Raw genomic sequence first — 5,352 nt, 5'->3', positions numbered from 1 at the left:
CGTCGGCTACGAGATGGCCCTCCTCGTCGACCGCGCCGGCGCCGTCCTCACCCCCGCACTCCGCGCGGAACTCCAGGGCAGTCTCCTGCACTGACGGTCCGTCGGATACCGTCCAGGTATTCGAAGTACCTCCGCGTCCTTCCCGGGCCCGCTTCGGCGGGCTCGGGTTCGGACGTTGTACGGCCTTCGCACCACCGGCTCCGGACCTGCGCCGAAGCTCGCACCGCACCGCCGCACCCTGTGAGGAGAGGAACCGTGACACCGCCCGACGACCGCAGCGGCCAGTACGGCGTTCCGTACCCTGGCACAGGCCATGACGCCTTCGGAGCACCCGGCGTCGGCCACGGTCAGCAGTACGGCCAGCCTCAGCACGGCCAGCAGCACGGACAGCAGTACGGCCAGCACCAGTACGGGCAGCCCCAGCACCCGTACGGGCAGCCGCAGCAGGAGCAGTACGACCGGCAGGGCCCGCCCGGCCAGTACCGACAGCCGCAGCCCGCCTTCGACACGCCGCCGCCCGGCTACCCGGCGCCCGCCCCCGACCACCGGCCGGCCCACGAGCCCGGGCACGTCGAGGAGTTCGAGGACGAGCCCGACTCCGGCCCGCTGATCCGGCCGTTCGCGATGACCGGTGGACGCACCCGGCCGCGCTACGAACTCGCGCTGGAGGCCCTCGTCTCCGCCGACGTCGACCCGCAGCGCCTGGCCACCCTGCTCCCCGAGCACCAGCGGATCTGCACCCTGTGCAGGGAGGTCAAATCCGTCGCGGAGGTGTCGGCGCTGCTCTCCCTTCCCCTGGGAGTGGCCCGCATCCTCGTGGCCGACCTGGCCGAGGCCGGCCTCGTCGCCATCCACCAGCCCGCTTCCGGCGGCGAATCCGGAAACCAGCCCGACGTCACGCTGCTCGAAAGGGTCCTCAGTGGACTTCGCAAGCTCTAACGCGGCCGCCCCCACCCGCGCCACCACCTCCGCGAAGATCGTCGTCGCGGGCGGCTTCGGCGTCGGCAAGACCACGCTCGTCGGCGCCGTCTCCGAGATCAACCCCCTGCGCACCGAAGCCGTCATGACCTCGGCCTCCGCCGGCATCGACGACCTCAGCCACGTCTCCGGCAAGACCACCACCACCGTCGCCATGGACTTCGGCCGCATCACCCTCGACGAAGACCTCATCCTCTACCTCTTCGGCACCCCCGGACAGGACCGCTTCTGGTTCATGTGGGACGACCTCGTCCGCGGCGCCATCGGCGCCGTCGTCCTCGTCGACACCCGCCGCCTCGCCGACTGCTTCCCCGCCCTCGACTACTTCGAGAACAGCGGACTCCCCTTCGTCGTCGCCCTCAACGGCTTCGACGGACACCAGCCCCACACCGCCGACGAGGTCCGCGAAGCACTCCAGCTCAGCGCCGAAACCCCCGTCGTCACCCTCGACGCCCGCCGCCGCGACAGCGCCAAAAGCGCCCTCATCACCCTCGTCGAACACGCCCTCCTCGCCCGACTCCGATGACGGGCCGGACATCCGGACCCCGGGGGCCGTCGGCGTGACGGCCCCCGGGGCGGAGCCGCTACCGGCCGATGTCCTCCAGGGGCATCGCGCAAGACCCGCTGTATAAGCAGCGGATAACAGTTCGGTAGGCATTTTGTGATCAACAGTGACTCTGCGTGGTGAACTAGCGCCACTCAGCGCCAGAAGACCACGGTTTTGCTCCGTCATGTCGGTGAATGTCCCTATTGCGCCGACGCGGGGGCCATCCTGCGGCTGTTTGTCCCCCATCCCTGCACGTGCTGAAATTCCAGCTACCCCTGAAACCCTCGCGCCGGCCCACCGGTGACGGGCCAGGGCCCGGGGGTAGCGCTGGATTGATCCATGGCCGACAGTCGGCCGAGAGGTAGTTGTCGAGTGAGGCGTAAGCAGCAACCCGCCCCGCAGCGGCGCTCCGAGCCCCGCCGGAGCGAGCCGAACGGTACCGCAGCGGACCCGGCCGGATTCTCCGCTTTCACCCCCACCGAGGAGCGCTCCCAGGCCTCCCCGGCCCCGCAGCCCCCGGCCGCGTCCACGGAACCCCGCAGCGGCGGTCCGGACGGCGAGGCCTCCAGGCGGTACGACTTCCTCCGCCCGCGCAACTGGCGCGTGCCGACCCGTCTGATCGCGATCCTGCTGATCCCCGTGATCATCAGCCTCGTCTTCGGCGGCCTCCGCGTGAACACCTCGGTCGACGGCTACATCAAGGCCTCCCGCGCCGAGAAGACCGCCGAGCTCGCCAAGGCGGCCACCGAGCTCGCCGAAGCGCTGGAGATCGAGCGCGACACCACGCTGATACCCCTGCTCACCAAGCAGGACCCGGACGGCAAGGTCGCCAAGATCCGCGCCAACACGGACGCCGCGCTGAAGGCGTACGAGGCGGCCTACGCGGCCTCCGACAAGTCCGGCGAACTGCCGCGCCGCCACGAGGGCTTCCAGGCCCTGGTGGTCGACCTGCCGCACCTGCGGTCCAGCGCGTACGGATCCGAGCTGTTCGCCGGCGCCACCGTCAACGCCTACTCGGTGATGTTCGCCCCGCTGCTGTCCTACGACAACTCGGTCGGCATCGGCTCCACCAACGCCGCCAGCAAGGGCCGCGCGATCTACGCGATGTCCCTCGCCAAGGCCTCCGCCTCGACCCAGCGCGCGCTCATGCTGCACCTGCTGGTCGGCATCTCCCAGAACGCCACCACCCGGTTCGAGAACGCCGACGTGATCCAGCAGATCCTGGTCGCGGAGCGGCTGGAGCAGGTCTCGCTGACCGAGTTCAACACCGGCAGCGCCCCCGAGGACGCCCGCAAGTACGCCAACGCGCAGGTCGTCCAGGCCGCCGCGCAGGAGCGCTCGGCCTACAAGATGCCGAACGGCACCGCGCCCTCCATGCAGACCCTGCTCTCCCTCGGCGCCGCCTACAGCCAGGCCGCCGCCGAGGGCCAGAGCAAGGGCAAGGCCGCCGCCGACCAGGCCTACAAGGAGGCCAAGGACTCCGGTCTCACCCCGGAGAACTGGAACCAGGCCGCCAACACCCACATCCAGGCCCTGCGCGACACCGAGGTCCAGCTGCTGGACGACGTCCTCACGGACTCCCGCGGCCTCAAGGACAACGCGCTCTACGACGCCATCCTCAACACGATCATCGTCGTCGCCGCGCTCATCCTGGCCGGCCTGCTCACCGGCTACGTCGCCCGCTCGATGATCCTCGGCATGCGCACCCTGCGCAGCGCCGCCCTGGAGATCGCCGACCACCGCCTGCCGGACCTGGTCGAGAAGCTCTCCAAGACCGACCCCGACCGGGTCGACACCTCCGTCACCCCGATCCCGCTGCACGGCAAGGACGAGATCGGCGAGGTCGCCCGGGCGTTCGACCAGGTCCACCAGCAGGCCGTGGCGCTCGCCGCCGAGCAGGCCCTGCTGCGAGGGAACGTCAACGCGATCTTCACCAACCTGTCGCGTCGCAGCCAGGGCCTGATCCAGCGCCAGCTGGCGCTGATCACCGACCTGGAGAACAACGAGGCCGACCCGGACCAGCTGGAGAACCTCTTCAAGCTGGACCACCTCGCCACCCGCATGCGCCGCAACGGTGAGAACCTGCTCGTCCTCGCGGGCGAGGAGGCCGGCCGCCGCTGGAACACCCCGGTCCCGCTGGTCGACGTGCTCCGCGCCGCCTCCTCCGAGGTGGAGCAGTACGAGCGCGTCGAGCTGTCCGGCATCCCGGAGGTCGAGGTCGTCGGCGCCGCCGTGACCGACCTCGTCCACCTGCTCGCCGAGCTGCTGGAGAACGCCACCTCGTTCTCCAGCCCGCAGACCCGGGTCCTGGTCAACGCGACCCGCCTGCCGGACGGCCGGGTGCTGGTCGAGATCCACGACAAGGGCATCGGCCTCACCGCCGACGACTTCGCCGAGATCAACGAGAAGCTGGCCGAGCCGCCCACCGTCGACGCCACCATCTCCCGCCGCATGGGCCTGTTCGTGGTCGGCCGGCTGTCCCAGCGGCACGACGTCCGCGTCCAGCTCCGCCCGTCCGGCGAGTCCGCCGGCACCACCTCGCTGGTCATGATCCCGCCGTTCATCACCCGGTCGGGCGCCGCGCCGGAGCCCGAGGAGCAGTTCACCGTCTCCCGGATCTTCGCCGAGCAGGAGCCGACCTCCCAGTGGGCGCCCAACGGCCAGCCGCGCAGCGCCGCCGAGCTGGGCTTCGACGACCACCTCACCGGCACCGGCAACGCCGGATCCAGCGGCTTCAGCCCGGCCCTGGAGGCCGTCCAGCGCTCGCAGCGCCTCGACCAGGTCCGCCGCGCGGCCCTGGAGAGCGGCCCGCACGACGGCGAGCCGCCGGTGCTGGACGCCGAGGTCGAGGAGGAGTACCAGCAGGGCTACGACCAGTACGCCCCCCAGGGCTACGAGCAGCAGTCCGGCTACGCCGACGACCAGTACGGCTACGCCCAGGACGGCTACCAGCAGGACGAGTACGGCCAGGACCAGTACGGCCAGTACCCGCAGCAGGGCTACGACCAGTCCGGCTACGCCGACGACCAGTACGGCCGCCAGGACTACCAGGGCGACGGCTACCAGGGCTACCAGGACGGCTACGCCGACCAGTACGGCCAGCAGGCCGAGGAGGCCCCGGCCGGCCACCCGTACGCCCCGGAGCCGCCCGCACTGCCCGCCGCCGAGCCCACCCCCACCCTGCCGTCCGGGCTGCCGCAGCGCCGCCCCGGCCAGCAGCTGGCGGGTGGCGGCTTCGGCGCCCCGACCGCTCCGGCGGGCGGCGGCTCCGGCGGCGAGACCCCGAACTGGTTCGCCGGCGCCAAGGACACCTCGGCGGTCGACGAGCCGCGCGGCCACGACGTGTCGGCGCTGGGCGGCTACGGCCCGACCGGCCCGACCAACTCGCCCTGGCAGTCGCCCAACGACGGCGCCTGGCAGCAGGCCGAGCAGACCCGCGAGCCCGCCTCCGGCGGCACCACCGGGGCAGGCCTGCCGCGGCGCGTGCCCAAGCAGAACCTGGTGGCCGGAAACGCCAAGCCCACTCCGCAGGAAGGGCCGCAGGTCTCCCGCAGCCCCGAGGAGGTCCGCGGTCGGCTCACCAACCTGCGCCGCGGCGTGGAGCAGGGCCGCAGTGCCGGTAACACCGGAAGCTTCCGGATCGACCCCGATCAGGTAGACCCGTCCGGCAACGGACAGAACCGAAGCACCGATCTCTTCGGCGGCTCGAACCACCAGGAGCGTTGAGTTGACTCAGATGAGCCAGGCCGCACAGAACCTGAACTGGCTGATCACCAATTTCGTGGACAACACCCCCGGGGTGTCCCACACCGTGGTGGTCTCCGCCG

3 protein-coding genes and 2 pseudogenes are annotated in these 5,352 nt (G+C 71.2%); all 5 read left to right on the top strand.

The genetic code is table 11. The features are described 5' to 3' along the window. Positions 1–94: pseudogene (locus ACFV6D_RS38585) on the top strand (roadblock/LC7 domain-containing protein); the annotation flags it as partial. Positions 95–255: 161 nt separating this feature from the next. Then, entirely contained in the window at positions 256–939 is a 684-nt protein-coding gene (locus tag ACFV6D_RS38580; RefSeq protein WP_079135609.1) for a DUF742 domain-containing protein, read from the top strand. Next, positions 920–1,504, top strand: a complete 585-nt coding sequence (locus tag ACFV6D_RS38575; protein WP_063347719.1) for an ATP/GTP-binding protein — start codon at positions 920–922, stop codon at positions 1,502–1,504. The genes ACFV6D_RS38580 and ACFV6D_RS38575 overlap by 20 nt, the downstream gene beginning before the upstream one ends. Positions 1,505–1,897: 393 nt before the next feature. Next, the gene (locus ACFV6D_RS38570; RefSeq protein WP_380563394.1) at positions 1,898–5,251 is read left to right on the top strand and encodes a nitrate- and nitrite sensing domain-containing protein; all 3,354 of its coding nucleotides are present in this window, start codon (positions 1,898–1,900) and stop codon (positions 5,249–5,251) included. Between the two features lie 10 nt (positions 5,252–5,261). Beyond that, positions 5,262–5,352: pseudogene (locus ACFV6D_RS38565) on the top strand (roadblock/LC7 domain-containing protein); the annotation flags it as partial.

Source organism: Kitasatospora sp. NPDC059812 (assembly GCF_042732075.1).
Lineage (GTDB): Bacteria > Actinomycetota > Actinomycetes > Streptomycetales > Streptomycetaceae > Kitasatospora.
Note: the sequence above shows the minus strand (reverse complement) of the source record. Positions and strands in the feature narration are given on the sequence as shown.